General features: G+C 66.3%; 21 protein-coding genes and 1 tRNA gene. 12 read left to right on the top strand and 10 right to left on the bottom strand.

Annotated elements, in window-relative coordinates:
* Positions 1-1,359: biotin/lipoyl-containing protein (locus IT540_RS05500; protein WP_291174294.1), on the top strand; the 1,359-nt coding region annotated here is incomplete at its 5' end.
* Positions 1,360-1,390: 31 nt separating this feature from the next.
* On the top strand, positions 1,391-1,678 hold the full coding sequence (locus tag IT540_RS05495; protein WP_291174292.1) for an acylphosphatase: 288 nt from the start codon (positions 1,391-1,393) through the stop codon (positions 1,676-1,678).
* Positions 1,679-1,921: 243 nt separating this feature from the next.
* On the opposite strand, the gene IT540_RS05490 is transcribed toward IT540_RS05495, so the two are convergent.
* The 3 genes from IT540_RS05490 to lipB form a co-directional block, all read right to left on the bottom strand.
* On the bottom strand, positions 1,922-2,770 hold the full coding sequence (locus tag IT540_RS05490) for a LysR family transcriptional regulator (RefSeq protein ID WP_291174290.1): 849 nt from the start codon (positions 2,768-2,770) through the stop codon (positions 1,922-1,924).
* A gap of 141 nt (positions 2,771-2,911) precedes the next feature.
* Positions 2,912-3,265 carry a hypothetical protein gene (locus IT540_RS05485; RefSeq protein ID WP_291174288.1) on the bottom strand — a complete coding sequence of 118 codons (354 nt, stop codon included), beginning with the start codon at positions 3,263-3,265 and terminating at the stop codon, positions 2,912-2,914.
* A gap of 237 nt (positions 3,266-3,502) precedes the next feature.
* Complete coding sequence (gene lipB / locus IT540_RS05480; RefSeq protein ID WP_291174286.1) at positions 3,503-4,216, bottom strand: lipoyl(octanoyl) transferase LipB; 714 nt, start codon at positions 4,214-4,216, stop codon at positions 3,503-3,505.
* 172 nt (positions 4,217-4,388) lie between these two features.
* On the opposite strand from lipB, the gene IT540_RS05475 reads away from it, so the two are divergent.
* The 4 genes from IT540_RS05475 to IT540_RS05460 all read left to right on the top strand — a co-directional run bounded on the left by IT540_RS05475 (position 4,389) and on the right by IT540_RS05460 (position 6,911).
* Positions 4,389-4,473: transfer RNA gene (locus IT540_RS05475), tRNA-Leu, on the top strand.
* A gap of 214 nt (positions 4,474-4,687) precedes the next feature.
* Entirely contained in the window at positions 4,688-5,287 is a 600-nt protein-coding gene (locus tag IT540_RS05470) for a pilus assembly protein (protein ID WP_291174284.1), read from the top strand.
* A 137-nt stretch (positions 5,288-5,424) separates the two neighbouring features.
* The gene (locus tag IT540_RS05465) at positions 5,425-5,964 is read left to right on the top strand and encodes a pilus assembly protein (RefSeq protein WP_291174282.1); all 540 of its coding nucleotides are present in this window, start codon (positions 5,425-5,427) and stop codon (positions 5,962-5,964) included.
* Between the two features lie 329 nt (positions 5,965-6,293).
* Positions 6,294-6,911 (top strand): TetR/AcrR family transcriptional regulator, encoded by a 618-nt coding sequence (locus tag IT540_RS05460; protein WP_291174280.1) that lies wholly within the window; start codon positions 6,294-6,296, stop codon positions 6,909-6,911.
* Positions 6,912-7,027: 116 nt separating this feature from the next.
* On the opposite strand, the gene IT540_RS05455 is transcribed toward IT540_RS05460, so the two are convergent.
* Positions 7,028-7,867: a metal-dependent hydrolase gene (locus IT540_RS05455; RefSeq protein ID WP_291174278.1), complete on the bottom strand. Its 840-nt coding sequence runs from the start codon at positions 7,865-7,867 to the stop codon at positions 7,028-7,030.
* Between the two features lie 308 nt (positions 7,868-8,175).
* Between IT540_RS05455 and IT540_RS05450 the strand changes: the two genes are divergently transcribed.
* Positions 8,176-9,060, top strand: a complete 885-nt coding sequence (locus tag IT540_RS05450; RefSeq protein ID WP_291174296.1) for a cation diffusion facilitator family transporter — start codon at positions 8,176-8,178, stop codon at positions 9,058-9,060.
* A 231-nt stretch (positions 9,061-9,291) separates the two neighbouring features.
* Positions 9,292-10,260 (top strand): FecR domain-containing protein, encoded by a 969-nt coding sequence (locus IT540_RS05445; RefSeq protein WP_291174276.1) that lies wholly within the window; start codon positions 9,292-9,294, stop codon positions 10,258-10,260.
* A gap of 349 nt (positions 10,261-10,609) precedes the next feature.
* Here the strand turns inward: IT540_RS05445 and IT540_RS05440 are convergent, their stop codons facing one another.
* From IT540_RS05440 to chrA, 4 genes are all read right to left on the bottom strand, one after another.
* Complete coding sequence (locus IT540_RS05440; protein WP_291174274.1) at positions 10,610-12,793, bottom strand: adenylate/guanylate cyclase domain-containing protein; 2,184 nt, start codon at positions 12,791-12,793, stop codon at positions 10,610-10,612.
* A gap of 256 nt (positions 12,794-13,049) precedes the next feature.
* On the bottom strand, positions 13,050-13,814 hold the full coding sequence (locus IT540_RS05435; protein WP_291174272.1) for a hypothetical protein: 765 nt from the start codon (positions 13,812-13,814) through the stop codon (positions 13,050-13,052).
* 229 nt (positions 13,815-14,043) lie between these two features.
* Positions 14,044-15,417: a 30S ribosomal protein S12 methylthiotransferase RimO gene (rimO, locus tag IT540_RS05430; RefSeq protein WP_291174270.1), complete on the bottom strand. Its 1,374-nt coding sequence runs from the start codon at positions 15,415-15,417 to the stop codon at positions 14,044-14,046.
* A 182-nt stretch (positions 15,418-15,599) separates the two neighbouring features.
* Positions 15,600-16,931 carry a chromate efflux transporter gene (gene chrA / locus IT540_RS05425; RefSeq protein WP_291174268.1) on the bottom strand — a complete coding sequence of 444 codons (1,332 nt, stop codon included), beginning with the start codon at positions 16,929-16,931 and terminating at the stop codon, positions 15,600-15,602.
* A 541-nt stretch (positions 16,932-17,472) separates the two neighbouring features.
* Here chrA and IT540_RS05420 point away from each other — a divergent pair.
* Both IT540_RS05420 and IT540_RS05415 read left to right on the top strand, forming a co-directional pair.
* The gene (locus IT540_RS05420) at positions 17,473-18,396 is read left to right on the top strand and encodes a ParA family protein (RefSeq protein ID WP_291174266.1); all 924 of its coding nucleotides are present in this window, start codon (positions 17,473-17,475) and stop codon (positions 18,394-18,396) included.
* Positions 18,368-18,832 carry a hypothetical protein gene (locus IT540_RS05415; protein WP_291174263.1) on the top strand — a complete coding sequence of 155 codons (465 nt, stop codon included), beginning with the start codon at positions 18,368-18,370 and terminating at the stop codon, positions 18,830-18,832. The genes IT540_RS05420 and IT540_RS05415 overlap by 29 nt, the downstream gene beginning before the upstream one ends.
* 161 nt (positions 18,833-18,993) lie before the next feature.
* Here the strand turns inward: IT540_RS05415 and IT540_RS05410 are convergent, their stop codons facing one another.
* Positions 18,994-19,740: an NAD(P)-binding domain-containing protein gene (locus IT540_RS05410; RefSeq protein ID WP_291174261.1), complete on the bottom strand. Its 747-nt coding sequence runs from the start codon at positions 19,738-19,740 to the stop codon at positions 18,994-18,996.
* Between the two features lie 264 nt (positions 19,741-20,004).
* Here IT540_RS05410 and IT540_RS05405 point away from each other — a divergent pair, with 264 nt between their 5' ends.
* A complete protein-coding gene (locus tag IT540_RS05405; protein ID WP_291174259.1) occupies positions 20,005-20,373 on the top strand; it encodes a hypothetical protein in 369 nt (122 codons plus the stop codon).
* Positions 20,374-20,459: 86 nt separating this feature from the next.
* Here IT540_RS05405 and phaC read toward each other — a convergent pair whose 3' ends face one another.
* Complete coding sequence (gene phaC, locus IT540_RS05400) at positions 20,460-22,268, bottom strand: class I poly(R)-hydroxyalkanoic acid synthase (protein ID WP_291174257.1); 1,809 nt, start codon at positions 22,266-22,268, stop codon at positions 20,460-20,462.
* Positions 22,269-22,516: 248 nt separating this feature from the next.
* On the opposite strand from phaC, the gene IT540_RS05395 reads away from it, so the two are divergent.
* On the top strand, positions 22,517-23,654 hold a 1,138-nt coding region (locus IT540_RS05395), incomplete at its 3' end, for an LL-diaminopimelate aminotransferase (protein WP_291174255.1).

Genomic DNA, 23,654 nt, shown 5'->3' with positions numbered 1-23,654 from the left:
GTCATCTACCTTGGCGAGCGCGAGTGCTCGATCCAGCGGCGCAACCAGAAGGTCATCGAGGAGGCGCCCTCGCCGCTGCTCGACGAGAAGACGCGCCGCGCCATGGGCGAGCAGGCGGTCGCGCTGGCCAAGGCGGTCGGCTACGATTCTGCCGGCAACGTCGAGTTCGTGGCCGGGCAGGATAAGAGCTTCTACTTCCTCGAGATGAACACGCGGCTCCAGGTGGAGCACCCCGTTACCGAGCTGATTACCGGCGTCGATCTCGTGGAGCTGATGATCCGGGTGGCGGCGGGCGAGAAGCTCCCGCTCAAGCAGTCGGACGTCAAGCTCAACGGCTGGGCGGTCGAGAGCCGCGTCTATGCCGAGGACCCGTTCCGCAACTTCCTGCCCTCCATCGGGCGGCTCGTGAAGTACCGCCCGCCGGCCGAGGGGACGAAGCACGGCCTCACGGTGCGCAACGACACCGGTGTCGAGGAGGGCGGCGAGATCTCGATGTTCTACGATCCGATGATCGCCAAGCTCGTGACGCACGGGCCAACGCGGATCGCCGCTATCGACGCCCAGGCCGAGGCGCTCGACGCCTTCTACATCGACGGTATCCAGCACAACGTGCCGTTCGTTACCGCCCTCATGCAGCATCCGCGCTGGCGCGAAGGACGGCTCTCGACAGGCTTCATTGCCGAGGAGTACCCGGAGGGCTTCAAGGCCCGCCGCGCTGAGGGCGAGCAGCTCGTCGTGCTGATCGCCGTGGCGGCCGCCATCGATCACCTGCACAACACCCGACGGCGCCAGATCAGCCACCAGATGGCCAACGGGGCGTTCACCTTTGCCAAGCGGCGCGTGGTGGACGTCGGTGGGCAGCGTCAGACGATCGAGGTCGCTGAGGACGACGGAAACGTCCTGCACGTGAGCTTCCTCGGGGTCGACGGGGCTGTGCAGCAGTCGGTTTCCGTCAGCTCGGGCTGGTCGGCGGGCGAGCCGGTCTGGCATGGCGAGGTCGGCGGCAAGCGGGTGCACGTGCAGGTGCGCCCGGTCCTCAACGGGGCGACGCTCTCCTATCGCGGCATCCAGGTGCCGGTCTACGTCTACACCGAGCGCGAGGCGGAGCTGGTCGCGCTGATGCCGGTGAAGGCGGCCGCCGACATGTCGAAGTTCCTGCTCTGCCCGATGCCGGGACTGGTCAAGGCCATCCACACGAGTGAGGGGGCCGAGGTGAAGGCGGGCGACGCGCTGGCGGTGGTCGAGGCCATGAAGATGGAGAACATCCTCAGGGCCGAGCGCGACGGCAAGGTCAAGAAGGTCAACGCCAAGCCCGGCGACAGCCTAGCGGTGGACGCGGTGATCCTCGAGTTCGCGTGAGCCGAGGGCGGCCAACCCATCGAAGGAGACGATGACGAGCTCCGCGCGCGCTGTCCATGTCCGCATCGAAGGCCGCGTGCAGGGCGTCGGCTACCGGCTCTGGACGCGGCGGACGGCGTGGCAGCTCGGGCTCAGCGGCTGGGTGCGCAACCGGCGCGACGGCTCGGTGGAGGCCGTGTTCCAGGGACCGGAGGCGGACGTGGCCGCGATGATCAAGCGCTGCGAGGCGGGGCCGCCCGACTCGGCGGTCGCGAAGGTCGAGGTGCTGGCCGAGGGCGTCGGCGTCTTCACGGGCTTCGAAGTTCGCGAGACGGTGTAAGCCGCCTCCCATGCCTTCTTCCGAAGGGAAGCTTGCGTGGATTCCGACCCTCGTCGGGATGACAACCAGAGCCAGGCTATCCACGTGTCATCCCGGCCAAGCGACGGCGAAGCCGGAGCGCAGAGCCGGGACCGAGGGCCACACATGCACGGGGCACGATATCGGCCGCCAATGGCTGGTGTGGATGGCAAGGTGTTCCTTCGCGATGGCGCGGGAATGGTTATCGCCGGCTGAGAATAAGGCTCAGCCGAGCCGGGCGGCGGCGCTGCGCAGGCCGGTGATGATCAGCTCGTAGGTCTCCTCGTCGCGCGCTTCGTGATAGACCATGTAGACCGGGTAGACGAAGCGGCGCGCGCGCTTGGGCTGGCGCAGGCGGCCGCGAGCCACGTGTTGCTTGACGATGCGGGACGGGAAGTAGGCCGAGGCTTCGTTGGCAAGCAGATACTCGACGCTGATCGAGCCCAGGTCGAGGCGCAGGCCGGGGTTGGTCAGCTCGGGATAGGCGGCGGCGTGGTCCTGCTGAAAATCCGGGCCCCAATCCACGAAGATGTAGTCGCTCACGGCGCGGCGGCCGGTGAGCTTGGCGCTCGTCACCAGCACGAACTCCTCGTCGAAGAGATGCTCGACCACATGGCCCGGTGGCTGGATCGGCCGGTACATGACGGCGAGATCGAGGGTGCCCTCGATGAGGCGCTGGCTCAGGATGGCCGAGGGCGCGGAGATGGCGGAGACGGCGATGTCGGGGCTGTCGGCGCGCAGGCGCGAGACCCACTTGAGGAGGAAGCCCTGCCAAAGCCCGAGCGTCGCACCCACTGCCAAATGGTCGCGATGCTGGTCGGAAAGGCTCACCTCGAGCTGCGCGCGCTGCCAGACGCGGACCAGCGCGAGCGCGTGCTTCCTGAACTGATCGCCGGCGGCGGTGAGGTCCGCGCCCGACTTCGAGCGCTCGAAGAGAGGCCGCCCGAGCAGCTCCTCGAGCCCCTTGATACGCGCGGAAACCGTGGATTGCGTGATGTTGAGCTTCTCGGCGGCCTCGATGAAGCTGCCCGTCTCAGCGACCATCAGAAACGTTCGCGCGAGGTTGATATCCATGGGCCGCCCGTGGCGCGCCGGAGCGCATGAGAGCTATCTATCGAAATCTTCGATAGCAGTCACCGGAAATTTCCGTTTGAAGCAGGGGTTGATTCTGACCACATTGACCCTCGGCCCGGCGTGAGTCGGGTCAGATTCGGCTCAGCTCAATGCTGGGCGTTCAATGGAAGGACTAACGAAGATGGCTAAAGCTGCTAAGAAGCCCGCGAAGAAAGCTGCCAAGAAGCCCGCGGCGAAGAAGAAGAAGTAACGAGTTTCTGCCTCGAGCTCTCGGAGCTGATCGTGAGATTCGATCGCGTCGTCCCGGGGTTCCTGATCGCAGTCCTTCTCTCTCCCTCGGCCGTTCAGGCGGCCTCGATCACAAATCGGGATGATAGGGACCACAAGGTCACCGTCATCGAGGGAAGCTCCCAGAAAGACCATGTTCTTAAGCCGAATGCGGTGCTTGAAGGGATTTGTGAGAAGGGGTGCTTGATCCGGCTCGGTGACAGTCAAGACGACCCGTTCGAGCTCGAACGTTCGGACGTCACGTCGATCGAGGAAGGGCAGCTCTACGACGATGGGGCGGAGGTGTCGTCGGATCCTGGTTCAGGCGCGTCTGATCCAGGCCCTGGCGCCCAGCCTTCTCAACCCGGCCCACGCCCGTAGCCGAGGCTCGGCGTAGTGAATTGAGACCCCGGTCCCGCTTGTTGCGGGCCGGGTTTTCTTTTGGGGCACTGCCCTGCGGCGGCCCTATTCCGCAGCGGGATTGGATGCTCCCAGGTCGGCGTCCGACGGCGAGATGCGCGCGGTTTCGACCCCGAATACGCTTTCGAAGCCCCGCCTCAGGCACATATCCACATCTTTTGTGGCCGCCGGCCGGCCGAGGTCGGCGAGGCTCGTCACGCCGCGATCGGCGATGCCGCATGGGACGATGCCGTCGTAGTAGCCGAGGTCCGGGGCCACGTTGAGGCTCACGCCGTGATAGCTGATGCCGCGGCGGATGCGGATGCCGATGGCGGCGATCTTCCGCTCGGGGGCTGGCCCCGGCGGCACCACCCAGACGCCGACGCGGCCGGGCCGCACCTCGCCCTCGACGCCGAGCATCGCCAGGCTCTCGATGAGCCAGCGCTCGAGGGTGCCGACGAAGGCGCGCACGTCGGCGCCGAACCGGCGCTGCACGTCGAGCATCACGTAGGCGATGCGCTGGCCGGGGCCGTGATAGGTGTATTGCCCACCCCGGCCGGCGGCGAAAACCGGCAGTCGGTCCGGCTCCCGGAGATCGGACGGGCGGGCTCCGGTGCCTGCGGTATAAAGGTGGGGATGCTCGAGGAGCCAGACCAACTCGGGGACCTCCTCGAGCCGGATCGCGGCCGCGCGCTGCTCCATGGCGGCCACCGCGAACGGGTAGTCGACAAGGCCCGGGCTCGCGAGCCACTGCACTCTGCTTCTATCGAAATCCATCATGGATAGAGTATGCACCATCTTCGGAAGCCCCGCGAAGTCAACATTTGTGGAGGCCCGATCGGCTCCCGTTTGGCGCTTGCCTTCGCTCGCATGCTCTGTTAGTTCGGCGGGCTCTCAGGCGCCCTTGCCCCACCGCTGCGGGTTGGCTATATGGGGCGCTCCGAACCATGATGCGGTCGTGGCGGAATTGGTAGACGCACTACCTTGAGGTGGTAGCGGGGCAACCCGTGGAAGTTCGAGTCTTCTCGACCGCACCATACTGAGCCGGTTTGGCCTTTTTCTCCATTATCGTGCTTTTGGCCCGTCACGGCGTCTCGTCCCCGGAGGGGAGGACGGCCGGACGCCCGCCCGTGGTGGGGTGCCGCTAACCTGGCCTTTACCTTCTCCGGGCGACGACGGCGGCCGTCAACCATTCATATATATGAGCGGCCCTAGGCTGACGGTGCCTTCAACCCCGTCCGCCTGGGCCTCATGCACAACCTTGCCTCACGATCTGTCGGCTTCCGTACACGCCTTGCCGGCGTGGTGCGACGCTTTCGCGCCGATGTCCGCGGCGTCACCGCTGTCGAGTTCGGTCTGGTGGCGGCGCCCTTCTTCCTGGTGGTGATGGGGCTCGTCACGGTCGGCACGCAGTATATGTCCATGCATTTCCTCGAGCATGGCGTCGAGGTGGCCTCGCGCAAGCTCAGGACCGGCGAGGCGCAGAAGGCCGGCCTCACGGTCAGCGATTTCCGGGGGCTCTTCTGCGACGCCGCAGGCTTCATAATCCCCTGCGACGAGCACCTCGTCATCCACATCAAGAGCAGCGATACGTTCGCGGGGCTTTCCCCGATCACGAGCTGCGTCACGGACGGAAGCCTGACGCCGGCGGAGGGGAACGGCGGCGACGCCGTGCGCTCGCACGCGGGCGATGCGAGCGCCGCCGTGATGGTGAGCGCCTGCTACCAGTGGGACATGGGCCTCGGTCTCTGGCAGACGATCTGGAACATCATCTTGCCGGTGCCCACGGTCGAGGGCAGTCCCGTCCTTTCCGCCGTGACCGCGTTCCGGTCAGAACCCTTCGAAGATTGAGCCGGGAGACGCACGCCGTGGATCATGGTTGGGAGGAACGGAGCGGACTGCCACGCGTGGCGGGGCGCCTGAGGTCGCGGATGCGGCTTGCGGCTCTAGGACAGGCCGCTGGGCGATTCCGGCTGGACGTGCGCGGCATGGCCGCGGTCGAGTTCGCCTTCATCGTTCCGATCCTGCTCCTGATGATGATCGGGACGTTCGAGATCACGAGGGCAATCTCCATCGACCGGAAGTTCAGCATCGTCACCACCATGGTTGCCGATCTCGTCGCCCGCGAGGAGAAGCTGACAAAGGATGACATCACCGCGATCTACGACGTCGTCGAGAACGCCATGGCGCCGTACGATGTGAACGCGCTCACGCTATCGATTATCCCCGTTGCCGCCGCCCCCGAGGATGCCAGCAAGACCGCCGTGTATGCCGCGGACACCAACAGGCCATCCTACAACGGTGGCGCGGCGCCCGCCGTCTGTGACGACTACCTTCTGCCTACCGGGCTGGTCGGGCAGAACCAGAGCGTGATCGTCGTCGAGGGTGGCTACAAGTTCATGCCTCTCATCGTCGGATACGTGATGGGCGGATCCAATTGGAGCAAGAAGGCCATCTCGGTGCCGAGAAAAAGGGCCTGCGTGGATTTCGACCAGAACGGCAAGCCGTGCGGGGCCTGCTTCGAGTAGCTCTCGCCCCTTTCCACGGTGCTGCTGCCGACGGGAGTCCTGGGGGCCGCTCGGAGCATTGCGGCGATTGCGGGCGCCCAAGATATTCAGTATGCTGCTACGGCCTGCGGTGGGCGCTAACGCGCCTGCTCAAATAGCGACCATGAGGGAACGGAAGCCGTTCCTCATCAGTTCGTACGTTCTGGGATGCGTGCGCCGTGCGAAGCGGGCGCGCGCTGAAGGGAAGCTCAAGGGTCTTTGGTGAACCACGTCGCGTCCGCGGCATGGGTGGAATTTGTCTTTCGGGCCGCTGCAAGCGGCTCCCGGCTTTATGTGCGAGAGATTCATCCATGGGCCGTCGCTCTCTTCACACGGCAGAAGAGCTACGCGAGCTGATCATCAGCGCCTCTACCGAGTTGATCCAGGAAGCCGGCCTCAGCGGGCTTTCGGCGCGGGAGATCGCGCGGCGCATCAACTATTCGCCGGGCACGCTCTATAACTCCTTCGAAAACCTCGACGATCTTGTGTTGACCATCGAGGGGCGCTTGCTGGACCGCCTCATCGAGGCGCTGGCCGCAGTGCCGGCGGGCGGCGATCCGCGTGAGCGGGTGCACGCGCTCGCGAGCTGCTATCTGGCCTTCGCCGCCCGCAATCCCAAGCTCTGGAACCTGCTGTTCGAGCACCATGTGCCGGTTGCGCAAGGTGTCCCGGACTCCTACCAGCAGAAGTTCGAGGCGCTCATGGCGATCATCGAGGATGCCTTGCGGCCGCTTGCCGGCGCGCGCGGCGACGACGACATCAAGCGCTCGGCGCGGGTGCTGTGGGCCGGGGTGCACGGAATCTCGTCGCTCTCGGCCGCAGACAAGCTCTCCATCATCGCGGCCGACGATGCGGGTGCGCTGATGGACGATCTCGTACGTAACTATCTCAACGGGTTCGAGGCGGCGCGCTCGCAGGCCGGCTCGTGAGCGCGGTTCGGGGAGCGATGAGAATACCCGCCGCATCGACGTTGGGAGTCCCCCCACCCCTAACCCCTCCCCACAAGGGGGAGGGGAGCTGCGCGTCTCGTTGGGGCTGAGCCTGTCTATTGCGATGCGGCGGCCGGGGGCGCGTCCTGCTTTCCGCCCTCGGGTGCGGCAGAGGGGATCGTGCCCGTGGTGATCGGACTTCCCTCCTGGGGCGGTGTCTCGGCTACCAAGCTCGGCAGCTTCACGAGGCCGAACCAGCGCTCCTTCGGCAGGAGCTGCTCATTGAGCCCCGCCCACATGTCGCGCGAGGAGAGGCCGGCGACGAATGTGGCGGGCGACGGAGCAAGCCAGATGGCGAGCGCGAGGGCCGCCAGCATTCCGCCCGTGGCATACGGATAGCGGCGGTCGGCGAGTTTCAGCGCCGTTCCGAAGGAGGTCTTGAGGCGCTTGTCCTCGATATCGACGGCGTAGATCTCGTCCAGCGTGAGATGCACGAGGAAGCCGATCAGCATGAACCCGGCCGCGAGCCACGCGACACCGGCATGGCGATCCATGACATTGCCGAATACCACGGCCGTCGCCGCGGCCGAGAACAACGCGGCGATGAGGGAATGCCATGTGCCGCGATGGACGGCGAGGTTGTGGAATATGGCGTGGAGGCCGTAGCGCACGAGGACCAGCGTTCCGAGCCAGAGCAGCCAAAGCTCCGCGATCGAATAGCGGTCGGCGACGGTGAACAGCACTGCAAACGAGAAGAAGAGGGCCAACCCGCCGAAAAGGGCCCGGCTCGGCCGGCTTTCCTTGAGGTCGATGTCGGGAAGAACGGACCCCAGCACGCCTGCCAGCGTGATCGGGATCAGGTTCTCCGGCGCGATGACGTCGGCGGCGAGGGTTAGGGTCGCGAGCGATCCGGAGACGACGGTGCCGACTGCAATGTGGGTCGTGAAATTGGCCATGGCGAAGCGCTCCCTGATCCGGGGCCACGCACCATTTTTCGCGTAGCGCCGCTCACCCTGACCTTGGGAGCAGATTCGTGCCTATGGGTGGAGGCGGTCCGGCGCAATCGGTGTGGATAACGGCTGCTGCAATGGTCGTGCGCGGGGCCGAATTTGAACGCGACTTCCATGACAGTGGCGCTTCGACCGCATCTCTGGCAGGAAGCCCTCGCGGGGGCGTGCCCTTCTCGATCCCGCAGGTCGTCACGGCAGAGGCTCATTCCTTGTTCCATCCGTCGGCAGATACCGGCTCCACGCGTGCGCTCCATCTGATCGGCGCCGGGAGCATCGCCGTGGCGCTCGCCGTCATGGCAATCAAGTATGCGGCCTTCGTGGTGACGGGCAGTGTCGCGCTCTATTCCGATGCGCTCGAGAGCATCGTCAACCTGGTGACGGCGGTCGCGGCCCTGCTCGCCATCTACATCAGCTCGCGACCGGCCGACAGGAAGCATCCGTTCGGACATCACAAGGCCGAGTATCTTTCGGCCGTGCTCGAGGGGGCGCTGATCGTCGTGGCGGCGGTTCTGATCTTCCGGGAGGCCTACGATGCGTTCGTCAACCCGCGCGTGATCGAGGATTTCGGCCTCGGCATGGTGCTCAGCGGTGTTGCGACGGTGCTCAACGGCGGCTGGTCGGCGTTCCTGATCCGGCGCGGGCGGAGGCTCAGGTCGCCGGCCTTGGTTGCGGACGGATGGCATCTGCTCACCGACGTGATGACCTCGGTGGGCGTCATCGCCGGACTTCTGCTCGCTGCGATCACAGGGCTCAACGTGCTCGATCCGCTGCTTGCCGTGGCGGTGGCCTGCTACATCCTGTGGAGCGGATCCAAGATCGCGCTCGCGTCCATGAGCGGTCTGCTCGACGAGGCGGCGGACGGCGAGATCCAGGCCCGCATCCGGGAGGCGATCCGCCAGAGCGGAGGCGGTGCGCTCGAGGCGCACGACGTGCGCACCCGGCAGGCGGGACGCGCCGTCTTCATCGAGTTCCATCTCGTCGTGCCGGGGACGATGACCGTGCACGCGGCGCACGATATCTGCGATCGGCTGGAAACGGCCCTGAAAAGCGAGATCGAAGGCGCGCAGGTCGTCATTCATGTCGAGCCTGAGCATAAGGCCAAGGATCACGCCAAGGGCACCATCACCATCCCGCTCTAGGGTGCGAAGCGGCGGCCAACGGGCACCTGTTCCCCAGGGAACAGTGCCCGGCGCGCTGGCGTGCTCCTGTTACGATGGTGGTCTGCGGCCGGCGTCGTCGTGCTTCGCTTGGAGATGATCCGCCGTCCGCTATAATGGGGTTATTGTGGTCACGCCGCTTCGCACGGGTCCTGTGGGATGGCGCTCCAGATGAAGTCTGGATCCCAGGGTCTCAACAGAAGGATGGCTGTTATGAAGTCTGCTTCCGCTGTCACAGGCTTCTGCCTGTTGATGCTCTGGGCTTCAGGCCTGCAGGCTGCGCAGCAGCCCGTGGGCTCCGCCCTCGTCGTGGTCAATCTGGTCACGGCGGAGTTCAATCGCGATACCCGCACGCTGCAGGTCGGCGACCGGGTGCACCAGGACGAGCTGATCGAGGTCGGCCTCGACGCCTCGAGCGAGCTCAAGCTCGACGACGACACGAAGCTCGCGCTCGGGCCGGGATCGCACCTCAAGCTCGACAAGTTCGTCTACGACCCAGCCAAGTCCAACGGCTCCATCGTCGTCGATCTGGTCAAGGGCACGTTCCGCTTCATGACCGGGGTGGCGCAGAAGCCTACCTACGTCATCAAGACGCCGGCGGCCGCGATCACCGTGCGCGGCACCATCTTCGACGTGTTCGTGCAGGACGATGGCCAGTCGTGGCTGTTGCTGCACGAGGGCGCGATCCAGGTCTGCAACTCGCGCGGCCAGTGCCGCGACCTCGACGAGCCCGGCAAGCTGATCCGCATCACGGACGACGGCGACGTGGGCTCGCCCGTCAAGTGGGCGTCGCTGCCCGGCAAGGACAGCGTGCCCTTCGACGACGCCTTCCCGTTCGTGGGCAAGACGCCGAGCTTCGATCCGATCCCGATCCTGACGCGGGACATCATCATCCTTGGCAACCTGCCCGAGGACGACAAGCCGAAGGAGGTCGAAAAGCCGAAGAAGCGGACCGAGTCGACGAAGCCGTCCCGGAAGAAGACTGAGCAGAAGAAGACCAAGCCGAAGAAGACGCGCACGGCCAAGAAGAGCGGCCCGAGCAACGAGCAGATCATGCGCGGGGTCGGGACGGCGATCGGCATCGGCCTCGCCATCGGGATCGGCAAGGGCGGCGGCGGCGGCAAGCACCGCGGCGGCGGCAGCATGGGTGGTGGCCGTAGCGTCGGTGGCAACATGCGCTAGCGCACGACGGGGCGTAATGGGGCCGGCCCCCTCACCCGCCGGTTCACTGCGTTCGCCTTCGACCTCTCCCCACCGGGGAGAGGTGAAGTGAGACGTGCCCTTTCCTTCGAGGAGGCCGGTTGGGAAACTGTGCCACTACACGAGGATCCTGCCAGTGTGACGTTCGAGGAAGCTGGCGTGGGTCCCGACCTTCGTCGGGATGACGTCGAGAGAAGGCGGTCCGCTTGCCACACACGCAACGTCATCCCGACGAAGGTCGGGACCCACGCAAGTCTCCACGCATAAGACGCGTGCGGTAACAGAGAGACGAAGCAACGCTCTCGCGACCTTCACCCTGACGCACCCACGTTTAAGCTCGATCAAGGCTTGCCTCGTAGAAGGCGAAGAGGCCGTCGAGCGGCAGCCGGGTGGCCTCGCGCGCGGCCGTGCGGCAGGCGGCGATCTCGGTGGCCGCCGTTGTCCTGTCGCCCAAAGCCATGGCTGCGCGCAACGCCGTGTAGTGCGCGGACAGCGTGCCGAAGGCAGGTGACGCGGCGACAGCTTCGTCGCCAACCAGGGCGAACAGGCGCTCCGTCCGCTCCTTGCCGCGCAGGCGGGCGGCGGTGTCGATCTCCAGGAATGCCAAGCCTGCTGCCGCTGCCGCCGTCTGCTCACCGGCGATGATGGGCGCGCCATAGAGCTTGGTTGCGTCCTCGATGCGAGCGGCGACGTTCACGGCGTCGCCCAGCACGGAGTAGTCGAAGCGCTGGGGCGAGCCGACGTTGCCGACGCAGCAGGGCCCTGTGTTGAGCCCGATGCCGATGCGGATCGGGGCCGGCGCCTCGCCGGCTGCTGCCCGACGCGCCGCCTCCTCGCGGTTCAGGCGGTCCATCTCGTCCTGCATTGCGAGTGCCGTGCGGCAGGCGCGGGCGGCGTGATCCGGGTCGGCGATGGGTGCATTCCAGAACGCCATGACCGCATCGCCCATGAACTTGTCGATGGTGCCGCGGTGCTCGAGGATGAGCTCGGAAAGCGGCGTGAACAGCCGGTTGACGAAGCGGATCAGCGTCTCGGCGTCCATGCCTTCGGAGAGGCGGGAGAAGCCGCGCACGTCGGCGAACAGAAGCGTTACGTCGCGCGTCTCGCCGCCCAGCTTGAGGCGGGCCGGGTCGGCGGCCAGCTCCTCGACCAGCGGGGCGGCGACGTAGTGGCCGAAGGCGCGCTTGACGCGGGCGCGGTCGGTCTCCGTCTTGACGAAGGAGAGGAGCGAACCCGTCAGATAGACGGCGAGCAGCGACAGCGACGGATAGACGGGATCGAACAGGTAGCCGCCGCCGGAGAAGGCGAGCCACGAGCCGCCTGCGACCAGGGCGATGGCGGCGACGCCGATGCCCGCCGCGACGACAGCGCCGGCTCGGCGGATCAGCCCCGCAACGAGCGCGCCGGCGGCAATCAGGAAGGCGATTTCGGCGCCGGTCGCGAGCGCGGGCCGCACGAGGTGCGCGCCGGACAGCATCTGCTCGACGGCCTGGGCGTGGATCTCGACACCCGGAACGGACGGGGAGAGCGGCGTCGCGCGCAGATCGAGCAGGCCGGTGGCGCTGGCGCCGATCAGCACGTGGCGGCCAGCGATATCCTCACGTTTGAATGAGCCATCGAGGATCGTGTGCGCGGAGACGTAGCGGCGCGGATCCGCGCGGGCGAAGTTGAGCCAGAGCTGGCCGTCGGGCATCGTCGGCAGCACCACCGATCCGACGCGTACGGTCTCGACGCCGGTCTGCTGGCCAAAGGCGTGCACGCCGCTGCCGCCGGAGGCACGCACGAAGGCGGTGGTTTCGCCCATGCCCGTGCGCAACGTCTCGAGGGACAGCGTGGGGACGAGCGTGCCGTGGAGCGCCGCCAGCAGCGGCACGTGGCGGACGATCTGGTCGCGGGCCGGGAACCAGTTGACGGCGCCTTCGCCGGCTGCGGTTGTGGCCAGCACCGGCAGCGGGTCGACGGCTCCCGCGAAGCTCGGCACGAAAAGCCGCGGATCGTCGCCGGCGATGGCAAAGGCGGTTTTGGGTGCACGCGGGGCGCGGCTCGAGGCCGCGTCGCCGGCGAGGCCCAGCACCACGGGTATGCGGGACATGGCGCGGGCGAGGATCTCGTCGTTTGAGGGCAATGCGGAGAGCTCGGCCACGATAGGCGCAAGCTCGCGCCGCACTTCGGCCTGGCGGGCCAGTGCCTCGGGCGACAGCCGGTCCGGCTCGGCGAGAATGAGGTCGACGGCGACGGTCTTGGCGCCGGCCTCGGCGAGGCGCTCGATGATGTGTGCGATCTCGGAGCGGGGCCACGGCCACTGGCCGACTTTGGCGAGGGAGGCCTCGTCGATGTCGACGATGCGGACCGGAAAGGTTGGGTCGGCCTCGCGCGGCTTGAGGTTCAGGTAGCTGTCGAAGATCGACAGGCGGAGTCGCGCGACGGGATCGGGATCGATGACGCGCAGCGCGACGGCAAGCGCGAGCACAGTCGCGGTAACGATCAGGTGCAGAGATGGCCGGCCGAGGGTCATCGCCCACTATCGACCGGCGTGTTTGTGGAGGCTTGCGTGGGTGCCGGCCGTCCATGCGAAGCATGGCTCCGCCATGACCGCCGGCATGACGGAGAATTTGGAGCACGCGCTTGCCCCCTAGTTCCGTCATCCCGGCGAAGGCCGGGATCCACGCAAGCTTGCCAGGAGTGGGACGCTGGAAAGGTACTCATGGCTCTCGACCGAGAGGTTGCCACCGACGCCCGGTATTCAACCTCGGATGCCGCGCGCATGCACCTCAAATCACCACGGTGGCTTTCTGGCCCATGGCGGCCTGGACCGCCCTCAAGGGCGTCGCCGCCCGCCAGACGTTCTCGATGCGGAACTGCTCGTGGCCGCCGCCGAAGATCGAGACCTTGGCGTCGATGTCGCTGGTGCCGAGGCCGAGGAAGCCCAGGGCCAGGATCTTGTGTGCGATGATGTCGTCGCTGTAGCGCGTGAGGCGGATGTGCAGCGCCGACCAGCTCTCCGGTGCCCGGCCGAGGGCGCTGCCGAAGAGCTGAACCCGCTCTACCTGCGTGCCGCGGACGCGCCAGTAGCTCAAACGGTCGACGATGAAGACGATGACGAACCACACCACGAACAGCACGGTGGACAGCAGCAGGTAGAACGCAAGGTTCATGTGCAGCAACAGCGATGGCGGTGTCGCCCAGAGCCTCGGCATGTTCATGACGAAATAGAAGCCCGTCGCAGCGCCGCCCAGGAGCAGGAGCAGAAGCAGCGCGTTGATGCCGCGGGCGCGCACGGAGGTGGCGACGATGACGAGCAGCAGGACCAGCGTGAAGGAGAGGCCGACCCAGGGGCTCGGATGGATGAACACCGGCTTGACGCTGTCGGCCAGCGTGATGCGATCGCCCTGGAAATAGGTTAGCGCGGCACACACGAAGCCGTAGAACCAGACCACCCACCAGTAGAGAATAGGCGAATGCGCGTAGATGCGGATCTCCTGCGTGCCGCTCTGCGTTGCGGCCCCAGCTGCGATCGCCTGATCCGGCGTAGCCATGCGACGTGCTCCCCTGTTGCGGGGACCTTATTCGTGTCGCGGCGTCAGCCAGGAGGGGGATTCGGAAGTTCGGCCGTTCGAGCTCGCCCACTCCTCAACCCCTCCCGCAACGGAAGGGGAAACGCGCAATGGCACAGGTCCCTCGTGGGCGGACTGTCGCTCGGCTCCGGTGGACTGTCAACGTGGGCGGACGGTCCCGGGAGAGGCAAAGACAGTTAATCGCCGACGGTTAGGGCTTCCCGGCCACGGTGGCCCAGAGGTCGTAGTCGTCGGCGCCCTCGATGCGGGCCTTCACAATGTCGCCGGGCCGTAGCGTCGGCGGTCCGTCGAGGAAGACGCTGCCGTCGATCTCGGGCGCGTCCCACTTGGAGCGTCCCACGGCGCCCTCCTCGTCCACCTCGTCGATGATAACGTCGATGACGGCGCCGACCTTGGCGGTGAGGATCTCGCGCGAGACCTCCTGCTGCACGGCCATGAAGCGGTGCCAGCGCTCCTCCTTGACCTCCTCGGGGACGGCGCTGGGCAGGTCGTTGGCGCGCGCGCCGGCGACGGCCTCGTACTTGAAGCAGCCGACGCGGTTCAGCTTCGCCTCGCGCAGCCAGTCCAGAAGACGTGAAAAGTCCTCCTCCGTCTCGCCGGGGAAGCCCACGATGAAGGTCGAGCGGACGGCGAGGTCGGGGCAGATCTTGCGCCATTGGGCGATGCGTTCGGCCGTCTTCTCCTGGTGGGCCGGGCGGCGCATAGCCTTCAGCACCGAGGGCGAGGCGTGCTGGAATGGGATGTCGAGGTACGGGAGGATCTTGCCTTCCGCCATCAGCGGGATGACGTCGTCGACGTGAGCATAAGGGTAGACGTAGTGCAGCCGGGTCCAGGCGCCGAGTTCGCCGAGGGCGCGGGCGAGGTCGAGGAACCTCGCCTTCAGCGGCGTGCCCTTCCAGGTGCTTTCCGCATATTTGAGGTCGAGGCCGTAGGCGCTCGTGTCCTGGCTGATGACGAGCAGTTCCTTGACGCCGGCTTTCACGAGGCGCTCGGCCTCGGCCATCACGTGATTGACGGGGCGGCTCGCAAGGTCGCCGCGGAGAGCGGGGATGATGCAGAACGTGCAGCGGTTGTTGCAGCCCTCGGAGATCTTCAGATAGGCGTAGTGGCGCGGCGTGAGCCGCAGGCCTTCGGGCGGTACGAGGTCGAGGTAGGGATCGTGCAGCGGCGGCACGGCGTCGTGCACGGCCGAGACTACCTGCTCGTACTGATGCGGGCCGGTGACGGCGAGGACGCCTGGGTGCACCTCGCGGATGCGGCCCTCCTCGACGCCCATGCAACCTGTGACGATGACGCGGCCGTTCTCGGCCATGGCCTCGCCGATGGCATCCAGGCTCTCCTGCTTGGCGCTGTCCAGGAAGCCGCAGGTGTTGACCACGACCACGTCGGCGCCGGCGTAGTCGGGCGCGACCTGATAGCCCTCGGCGCGCAGCTTGGTGATGATGCGCTCGCTGTCGACCAGCGCCTTCGGGCAGCCGAGCGACACGAAGCCGACCTTGGGGGCCGGCTTCGGCGCGCGGTCGGGCGCGGTCGGGGATGGGCTTGCCGTGGCTTTAGCGGTCATTGGTGGCCTTCGAGCGGAAAAGCGGCCTTCTAGCACATGTCCGGGCGCCGTCGAGCCCTCATGCAACTCGGCCGCAGGGGCTAGAGCACGATCAGCTTTCATTTAATCGGGATCGCGCTCTAGTCTTTTGATGAGACCGATGATTCACGCTTCGGACTGATAGGGTCCGAAGCGATCATGGTCTAGATCCCCGAGAGTCTGATGGCCAGGGCCAACGCCGCCGTGACGCAGAGCACGGCCGGAATGTCCCATCGCCGCTTGAAGATCAGGAAGGCCGCGATCGCCGACAGGGCGACGACGCGCCAGTCGAGCGACGCCAGCGTCGGCGTCCAGAGCTTGAGCGGGCCGGCCTCGACAAGTGCGACCTCGGTGAAGAAGACGTGCAGCGCGAACCAGATCGCCAGGTTCAGGATCACGCCGACGACGGCGGCCGTGATGGCGTGGAGCGCGCCCCGCAAGCGCGGCTGGTGCGTAATCCATTCGATATACGGCGCGCCGGCGAGGATCCACAGGAAGCAGGGAGCGAATGTCGCCCATAGCGCGACGAACGCGCCGAGCAGTCCCATCAGGGTCGGCGGCCCGCCCCCGTTGCGGTGGGCGGCCAGATAGCCGACGAACTCCGTAACCAGGATCAGCGGGCCGGGCGTGGTCTCGGCGAGGCCGAGACCGTCCATCATCGCGCCGGCGTCGAGCCAGCCGTAGTGGGCGACAACGTCCTGCCCCATGTAGGCGAGGACGGCGTAGGCACCGCCGAAGGTGACGACGGCGAGCTTGGAGAAGAAGACGCCGAGCTGCGAAAGCACATGGTCGCGGCCGAACACGGCGGCGATGGCCCCGAGCGGAACGAACCATATGAGAAGCCAGAGACCGATCGTGCGCAGCGTTCGCGAGGTCGCGATCAGCGGCATAGCGAAGGAGGCTCCTGCTGCAGCCACCCTGCTCGAGACGTGAAAGAAGCCGAAGAGGGCCGCGGCGAGCACGATCAGCGGGAACGGCGCCGCGAAAAAGAATATGGCGACGAACGAGAGGCCGGCGATGATCCAGTGCTCGCGTAGCGTCAGCGCGCGCCGCGCGATGCGCAGCAGTGCCTCGACGACGATGACCAGCACGGCAGCCTTGACTCCGAAGAAGAGCGCCTCGATCAGGGGAACGTTGCCGAACGCGGCGTAGACCATCGACAGGGCCAGCACGATCAAGGCGCCGGGCAGCACGAAAAGCAGGCCCGCCGCAATGCCGCCCGCGAGCCCGAGGAGCCGCCAGCCGACGTAGGTGGCAAGCTGCATGGCCTCCGGGCCGGGCAGCAGCATGCAGAAGCTCAAGGCGCTCAGGTAGCGCGGCTCGTCGAGCCATTTCTTCTCGTCGACGATGATCCGGTGCATCAGCGCGATCTGGGCGGACGGCCCGCCGAATGACAGCACGCCGATGCGCGCGAACGTCTTCAGCACGTCATCGAACGACGGCGCGCGCGCCGCTTCGGATGGGGTGTCGATGTGGAGAGGTGTTTCGCCGGGCATGCCTACTCCTTCAGCCGAGCGGCCGATGGAGCGACGCTTGGGCGAATGCCTGACGGGGCGGTCGCGTTGGGGCCCCGCGGAACAGGGCGCACTCTATCGTGGCCGCCCCGGATCGTTCAAGCGGCGCCCACGCGGAATGGGATCTAAGATACTGGTGCTTCTCAGGGAATGTGATGTTGGGCATGCGCGCGTCACTGCTTCGGAAAGCGCTCGACCACAGGCGCGCGATCATTGGAGCCAACGGGGACCGGCGCGTGAGGCTTCGCGGAGCGACCGCACAAAGACGCTAATAGGCGTTGCGCTTTCGGTACTTTCCGCAGAATCTCGCCCACAGATTGTCAATTTCAGAGCATTATAGTGTGCCTGCGCCGGTCGAGCAGAGGAGCATCACAAGACTAGAGATCAAAGGGAGTATAGCGCGGCCTCAACGGGCCAACACGCCGACGGCGCGCGGAGAGGGCGGGCGACGGGGCGTTCAAGGAGCGCGGGGTAATAGTGCAATCAACCATGAGACGGTGATGTCTCGTGAAGTGAGGGTTCAATGGCACTCTACCTCGCCGTAGCCAACCGCAAGGGTGGCGTGGGGAAGTCGACCGTCTCCGTAATGCTCGCCCACAGCCTCAGCACCTGGGGCGCCAAGCGCGTGCTGGTCGTCGACATCGACTCCCAATGCAACGCATCGATCATTCTGCTCGGCGGGCGCGGCTGGCGCGAGGCCCGCGATGCACGCAAGACGATCTCCGATTATTTCGTCGATTGCTTCCGGACTCCGCATACCGTTCCGGAGACCTATCTGGTCAAGGAGAGCGGGGACATCGTCGGCGCCTCCGGCCGGCGCCCGGTGCTCGACCTTTTGCCCGGATCGCTGCTGATCGACGAGGTGCAGGGCGACCTGTTCCTCGATCTCGCGGGCGGCAGCGCCGGAAAGAACCTGATCATCGACCTTTCGCGGCGCCTCGGCCTGCTGCTCAGGCGCTGGGACAGCGCCTATGACGTCGTCATCATGGACTGCGCGCCGGGGCTGTCGTTCGTCACGCACGCCGCCATCGCCATCGCCGATCGTGTGATCGTGCCGTTTCGGCCGGACTACGTGTCGCTGATGGCGATCGACCGCATCTCGCTGGTAGCGGAGGGTGTGACCAACCTCGACGAGCTTTCGGCCATCCCGCTCTCGCGGCGCCGGTACTTGTGTCTGCCAAACTTCGTGCGCGGACGCGGCGCGGAGCGTCTTCTCATCGAGGAGGTGGGGCTGACGCATCCGCTGGCCGACGTACAACTCGCCCATCGCGACGGCATCGCCAATGCGTTCGATTGGAGCTCCGAGCCGCGGACGATCGAGGCCAAGTACGGCGACGGCGTTGCGGATGTCAGGCGCCTCTACGAGGAAATCTCCGGCTCCATGAGCAAAGTCACCCCGCATGCCAGGGACTACGCCCGTGACTCGCACCGTGCGCTCAGCGCGTAAGGAGCTGCGCGTCCTGGTCGAGGGCGCGTTGGCAAAAGAGGCCGGGCTGCCCGACGGCGCGGCCCGGCGCATCGCCAATCGGATCCTGCGGCAGTCCGGTCGGATCGCGGAGCTCAGCGCGGTGCTGCAAGCGGCCGAGCCGGCGCCGCAGGTGGCCGCCGTCGCCGCACCCGTCTCGGCGCCCGCCGCTCCGCCCGAGCCTGCGATGGTGTTCGACCCTTATGCGATCGGCGCGGTGGTCACGTTGCAGCGGCATGGCGCGGACGCGCTCATGGACCGGCTGGCGGCTATTCCCAGCATCGAGAACCTGTGCAGTCTCGCCGCCGCGCAGAACCTTGCGCTTAAGGCGGATTGGTCGAGCGCGGACGAGCTGCGCGCCGCCATCGTGCGCTCGGCCGAGCAGCGGCTTGCGGAGCGGCGCGCGGCTGCGAGCTGAGTGCGGAGCGTCCCCTGTATTGCTGTCATCTCGGCCAAGCGGCGTCGTGCAGAGCCGGGACCTAGGGCCATAGGCGCGAACGCTTTCCTTATTGCTCCTGGGTCCTCCCGATTCTTCGCGGCACTGCCGCTCCGGTCGGAATGACAGGCGTGGGTGGGTGACTATGGTGTTGCTGGGGCTGCGACGCCGAGCTTGGCGGCCAGGTCGGCCACCGGCAGCACGTGGCCGAAGCCGTCCGTGCCCATGGCGAATTTATCCGCGTCCCTGAGGCTGCCCACGACCAACGGATCGAAGCCGGCAGAGGACACGAGGCTCTTGGCAACCTCGAGGGCTTTCGCGTCGTCGCCCGCGATCGGTATCGCCATGCGCGGCGCCGGCCGGTTGGCGTTGCTCGTGAACAGCCGATTGTTGGCCGCGTTGAAGGCGCGGACGATGCGGGCGCCTGGGAAGTATTTGGCGGTGGTAACGCCGATGCCGTTCTCCTGCGTCTCGGCATAGAGCGAGCTGCGGTTGGCGTTGCCGGCGTCGAGCACGACCTTTCCCTTGAGCGCATCGGCGTTATCGCGGCCGACCTGCGGATAGGCCTCATAGGGGACAGCGAGCAGCACTGCGTCTCCGAATGCAATCGCCTCGGCGACTGTGCCGGCGCGGGCCTTGGGGCCGAGGCTCTCGACGAGGTCCTTCAGGCTCTCCGGATGGCGCGAGGAGAACATGACCTCGTGGCCGGCCTTGACCCAGAGTGTGCCGACGGCAGCGCCGAGGCTTCCGGCGCCGATGGTGCCGATCTTCAACGGCGCGGCGGAGGTTTGCGCAAAGGCGGAGGCGATGGGGAGCGCAGTGACGAGGCTGGCCGCGGCCGCGAGCTGCAGGACATGGCGGCGCGAGCAGGTGTCTGTCGACGATGTCATGATCGATCTCCGGAGGTAGGGGCTGGCGAGCCGGGTTTCGCTGCCTAGAACGTCGATCTTCGAGCAAATCCGTCGCAATAACCGGTGTTTTCCGAGCTGTGTGGCATCGGGCGAGGCCGAAGGGCGATGGCCGCCGGCTTCGGCAGCGTCAAGAATGCGTTAAACGGCGGCCTCGAAACTCTGTGCACGTTGTAATTATTTGGAGCTTTTCAGTGGTGCACATTTACGTCCGAGCCGCACAGGGCCAGCGTCAGGACTGCACGCATGACAGATTTCTGCATTCAGATCCATCCCGATCGATCAGCGGATCTCGACCTCGCGCGCGTGCGTGCCATATGCGAAAGCATGGCTGTCGCGGACAAGGATCTGATCAAGCGGTTCGCCTTTCTCGACAGGCCCGCGGACGGCGACGAGGCGTGGCACGTCAATCTGATCTTCGATACGGATCGCCCGGCGGATCTCTGGCGCCTCATCAGGGAGCGGCTCTATGAGAGCGACGGGCTGGCGCGGCCGATGCAGATGTCCTCGCTCTCGATGTGTGAGGGAGAGCACGGCTGGCGCGACTATCTCCTGCTCTATCACTACGATCCGAGAGAGCGGCTCAACCGCCTCGACGGGCAGCCGCGGTTCTGAGCTCCGCGCACCTCGGCTACGCACGGTCGCGCGTGCCGACCGGCTCCACGTGGCTCGCGACCGACAATCGGTTGCGGGCCTGCCCGTCAGGCCCGGACCTTGACGTAGCTGCCGGGAGCGTCCTCGACGACACCGAGCTTCTCGCCGGGCTCGCGCGGGATGGTCCAGCCGCCCGAATGCTTGGCCAGCCACTCCGACCAAAGAGGCCACCAGGAGCCCGGATGCTCTTTGGCCATGCCGAGCCATTCATCGAGCGTGTCGGCCGCGGCCTTGGGCGCGGTCCAGAACTGGTACTTCATCTTGTCGGGCGGGTTGACTACGCCCGCGATGTGGCCGGAGCCCGCAAGCACGAACTCCACGGGGCCGCCGAGCAGCTTCGATCCGATGAAGACCGACTTCGCGGGCGCGATGTGGTCCTCCCTCGTCGCCAGCTCGAATACCGGCAGCTTCACTTTTTTCAGATCGAGCTTGAGGCCGGCGAGAACCATCTCGCCCTTGGCAAGCTTGTTCTCGTTGTAGAACTCCTTGAGATAGAAGCCGTGGTTGGCGGCCGGCATGCGCGTCGAATCCTGGTTCCAGTAGAGCAGGTCGAACGGGAACGGCTTCTTTCCGAGCATGTAGTTATTGACGATGTACGGCCAGATCAGGTCGCGCGGGCGCATCATGTTGAACACGTTGGCCATACGCGAGCCGTCGAGATAGCCGCGCTCGGCCATCATCTCCTCAAGGGAGGCGAGTTGGGCGTCATTGGTGAACAGCAGCAGGTCGCCCGCCTTGGTGAAGTCGAGCTGGGTGGTGAGGAACGTCGCCGAGCGGAACGGTTCCTCGCCGCGCGCGGCCAGGTAGGCCAGCGTGGTGCCGAGCAGCGTGCCGCCCACGCAGTAGCCGCAGACGTTGATTTTCTCGACGCCGGTCTCGCGGGACACGGCGTCGGATGCCGTCAGGAGGCCTTCGAGCATGTAGTCCTCGAAGGACTTGTGCGAGAGCTTCTCGTCCGGGTTCACCCAGGAGACCACGAACACCGTGAAGCCCTGGTCGACCGCGAACTTCAGCAGGCTCTTCGGCGGCGTGAGGTCGAGGATGTAGTACTTGTTGATCCAGGGCGGGATGACGAGGAGCGGGACCTCGCGCACCTTGTCGGTCGTCGGCGCATACTGGATGAGTTGGAAGACCTCGTTCTGGAAGACGACCGTGCCGGGCGTGGTGGCGATGTTCTTGCCGACCTCGAAGGCCTCGGTGTCGGTCTGGCTGATCTTCAGGAGATCGCCCGACTTCTCCATGTCGTGCACGAGGTGGCTCATGCCCTGCACGAGGTTCTTGGCGTTGGTGGCGAAGGTTTCGCGCACCACCTCGGGGTTGGTCATCGGGAAGTTGGACGGCGAGAACGCGCTCGAGAGCTGGCGCAGATAGAACTCCGCCTTCTGGCGCGTCGGCTCGTCCAGACCCTCGGTCTGCTGCAGCACGTCCTCGGCCCAGTGCGTGGTCACGAGGTAGGCCTGCTTCCAGAAGTCGAAGTAGGGATTGGACGACCACTCCGGGTCCTTGAAGCGGTTGTCGGACGGCTCCGGCTCGACCACCGGCTCCACCTGCTCGCCCAGCATGCGGCGGATGGAGGCGTTCCAGAGGTCCAGGTAGGAACTCACCAGCGTTCCCTGCGCCTCGGCAAGCTTGGTGGGGTCGGCGAGCCAGATGCGGGCGATGTCGGCAAGGGCGCCCACGGCCGCGGTCATCTCGCTGGCGGCGGAATAAGGCGTGATCTTGGCGTCGGGGCGCTCGAGCAGCCCGGACATGGCGCGACCGCCCTCCTCGAAGAAGCGCAGCAGGTTTTGCGCGAACTCCTCGGGGTTCTCGATGCGGTAGGGGGTGACAGGCGGCTTTGGGCTCTGCTCGTTCATGGCTCCCAAGATAGGCCGTCCTCATGACAACGCCTAGTAGGAGGAAAGGAGGATAAGGTCCGGGGGATAAGATGTGCACAGGGCCCGTTAGCGGGGCCTTCCTGCCTCTGGACGATGGCGGGCGGCATGGCGTAAATTCCCATGACGCCAGAACCGCTTCTCTTTCATTGATCCTGTGCAACCGCTCGCCCCGCCGGGGTGTCGCAAGGCCTTGTTCCCGCGCCGGATCGCAGCACCAAGAGACGATCGTGATCGACGATTTCCACCGCATCAAGCGCTTGCCGCCCTACGTTTTCGCCGAGGTGAACCGCCTCAAGGCGGCGGCGCGGGCGCGGGGCGCGGACATCATCGATCTCGGCATGGGCAATCCCGACCTGCCGACGCCGCAGCACATCATCGACAAGCTGGTCGAGACGGTGCAGAAGCCGCGCACGCACCGCTACTCGGCCTCCAAGGGCATTCCGGGGCTTCGGCGCGCCCAGGCCGCCTACTATGCGCGCCGCTTCGGCGTGAAGGTCGATCCCGAGACGCAGGTGGTGGCGACGCTCGGCTCCAAGGAGGGCTTCGCCAACATGGCGCAGGCCATCACGGCGCCCGGCGACGTGATCCTGGTGCCCAACCCGACCTACCCGATCCACGAGTTCGGCTTCCTGATCTCGGGCGCGGCCATGCGGCACGTGAAGGCCGGCAACGGCGACGATTTCCTGCGCGCCGTCGACCATGCCTGCCGGCATTCGATTCCGAAGCCGCTGGCGGTCGTGCTCTCCTATCCCTCGAATCCCACGGCGATGACCGCCGACCTCGCCTTCTACAAGGAGGCCGTGGCGCTGGCGAAGAAGCTCGACCTCATCATCCTGTCGGACCTCGCGTACTCGGAGATCTATTTCGACGACAATCCGCCGCCGTCAGTGCTCGAGGTGCCGGGCGCAATCGACATCACGGTCGAGTTCACGTCGCTGTCCAAGACCTACAACATGCCGGGTTGGCGCATGGGCTTCGCGGTCGGCAACGAGCGGCTGATCGGGGCGCTCGCGCGCGTGAAGTCCTATCTCGACTACGGCGCGTTCACGCCCATCCAGGTGGCTGCCGCGGCGGCGCTCAACGGCTCGCAGGACTGCGTGGAGGAGATCCGCCGCACCTATAAGAGCCGGCGCGACTGCCTGGTCGAGAGCTTCGGGCGGGCCGGCTTCCCCGTGCCGCCGCCGCCGGCCACCATGTTCGCCTGGTGCCCGATTCCCGAGCCGTTCCGCGCCCTGGGCTCGGTCGAATTTTCTAAGCTATTGATTGAAAAGGCGGAAGTTGCCGTCTCTCCGGGCCTGGGCTTTGGCGAGTACGGTGAGGGGTACGTGCGCATCGCGCTGGTTGAGAACGAGCACCGCATCCGGC

Origin of the sequence: Hyphomicrobium sp. (genome assembly GCF_020852195.1) — a bacterium.
GTDB lineage: Bacteria > Pseudomonadota > Alphaproteobacteria > Rhizobiales > Hyphomicrobiaceae > Hyphomicrobium_C.
This window is presented reverse-complemented; position numbering and strand designations above follow the sequence as displayed.

Excerpts from the sequence above, each read along its gene's own strand:
- IT540_RS05495 (WP_291174292.1), top strand. The coding sequence starts at position 1,391 with ATGACGAGCTCCGCGCGCGCTGTCCATGTCCGCATCGAAGGCCGCGTG.
- IT540_RS05490 (WP_291174290.1), bottom strand. The coding sequence starts at position 2,770 with ATGGATATCAACCTCGCGCGAACGTTTCTGATGGTCGCTGAGACGGGC.
- lipB (WP_291174286.1), bottom strand. The coding sequence starts at position 4,216 with ATGATGGATTTCGATAGAAGCAGAGTGCAGTGGCTCGCGAGCCCGGGC.
- IT540_RS05470 (WP_291174284.1), top strand. The coding sequence starts at position 4,688 with ATGCACAACCTTGCCTCACGATCTGTCGGCTTCCGTACACGCCTTGCC.
- IT540_RS05465 (WP_291174282.1), top strand. The coding sequence starts at position 5,425 with ATGGCCGCGGTCGAGTTCGCCTTCATCGTTCCGATCCTGCTCCTGATG.
- IT540_RS05460 (WP_291174280.1), top strand. The coding sequence starts at position 6,294 with ATGGGCCGTCGCTCTCTTCACACGGCAGAAGAGCTACGCGAGCTGATC.
- IT540_RS05455 (WP_291174278.1), bottom strand. The coding sequence starts at position 7,867 with ATGGCCAATTTCACGACCCACATTGCAGTCGGCACCGTCGTCTCCGGA.
- IT540_RS05445 (WP_291174276.1), top strand. The coding sequence starts at position 9,292 with ATGAAGTCTGCTTCCGCTGTCACAGGCTTCTGCCTGTTGATGCTCTGG.
- IT540_RS05440 (WP_291174274.1), bottom strand. The coding sequence starts at position 12,793 with ATGACCCTCGGCCGGCCATCTCTGCACCTGATCGTTACCGCGACTGTG.
- IT540_RS05435 (WP_291174272.1), bottom strand. The coding sequence starts at position 13,814 with ATGGCTACGCCGGATCAGGCGATCGCAGCTGGGGCCGCAACGCAGAGC.
- rimO (WP_291174270.1), bottom strand. The coding sequence starts at position 15,417 with ATGACCGCTAAAGCCACGGCAAGCCCATCCCCGACCGCGCCCGACCGC.
- chrA (WP_291174268.1), bottom strand. The coding sequence starts at position 16,931 with ATGCCCGGCGAAACACCTCTCCACATCGACACCCCATCCGAAGCGGCG.
- IT540_RS05420 (WP_291174266.1), top strand. The coding sequence starts at position 17,473 with ATGGCACTCTACCTCGCCGTAGCCAACCGCAAGGGTGGCGTGGGGAAG.
- IT540_RS05410 (WP_291174261.1), bottom strand. The coding sequence starts at position 19,740 with ATGACATCGTCGACAGACACCTGCTCGCGCCGCCATGTCCTGCAGCTC.
- IT540_RS05405 (WP_291174259.1), top strand. The coding sequence starts at position 20,005 with ATGACAGATTTCTGCATTCAGATCCATCCCGATCGATCAGCGGATCTC.
- phaC (WP_291174257.1), bottom strand. The coding sequence starts at position 22,268 with ATGAACGAGCAGAGCCCAAAGCCGCCTGTCACCCCCTACCGCATCGAG.